We start from the raw sequence: 945 nt of genomic DNA, 5'->3' as shown, positions 1-945 counted from the left end.
AGAGTTCCAGCGATTGGGTCAGGGCGAAGACATGTTCATGTCGGTTGTTGCCCACCAGTGCGGCGCGGATCGTCTCCATGGAAGAATGGCAGCGTGCATCCCGGTAGGTCGCCAACACGTCGGGATTGCGTTCGCCCGCAACAATAGCTCGGATGATCCGCATGCCAGTCGCGCCCGTGATATCCGAGACCACGTGATGGAGCTGCAGGTTCATCTCCATCAGGGCCTTCTGCATATGCTGGATATGGGCAGCGGCATATTCCACCAACCGCTCCCGCTGGCGCAAATAGGCGCGCAGGGTTGCAATCTCGGCATCAGGTCGGAAGCTGCCGCGTAACAGGCCATAGGAATGAAGCTGGCGCAACCATGCGGCATCGCTGACATCGCTTTTGCGCCCGGGCACGTTCTTTGCGTAGCGAGCATTGACCAGAATGACCTCAAACCCGCGCTGCTCCAGGATCTCGTAAACCGGGATCCAATAGACCCCGGTGGATTCCATCGCGACACTCGTCACGCCGTAGGCCTTAAACCAGTCTGCCAGATGATGCAGGTCTTCTGTGAATGTGCCGAACGTGCGCACTGGCATATCAGTGCAGGCTGGGTTCACCGCAGCCATGTGCATCTTTGATCCGATGTCGATGGCGGCCGCGCCGACATTGACCGGCTTCAGCTCCGGGCGGTCACCGGTCGTCCTCTTGGGCATAAGCAGGTCCTCCATTTAAAAATGGGCAGGAGGGTCTGGGTTATGCCAATCGTCATCTTCCTAATCGGGATCGCCGCCGGAGCAGCGTCACCACTCCCAAGTCCGCATGCACCCATGGACCACGTTTTTTAACGGGGATTCTGCCTCCAATAAGCTGACGGCCGCTACCCTCCTAGCCAAGAAGATAGCACAAGGCTGTTTCTACCCCGCGCAGGCGCGCCACAACGCTGGACAGTTTTTTA

General features: G+C 58.4%; 1 protein-coding gene. It reads right to left on the bottom strand.

Going from position 1 to position 945, the window contains the following annotated elements:
* Positions 1-703: IS110 family transposase (locus IVB01_RS24950; protein ID WP_247494942.1), on the bottom strand; the 703-nt coding region annotated here is incomplete at its 3' end.
* Positions 704-945 lie beyond the last annotated feature (242 nt).

The organism is Bradyrhizobium sp. 164, from assembly GCF_023073715.1.
Lineage (GTDB): Bacteria > Pseudomonadota > Alphaproteobacteria > Rhizobiales > Xanthobacteraceae > Bradyrhizobium.
The sequence above is the reverse complement of the archived record's forward strand: the minus strand, read 5'-3'. Positions and strand labels throughout refer to the sequence as shown.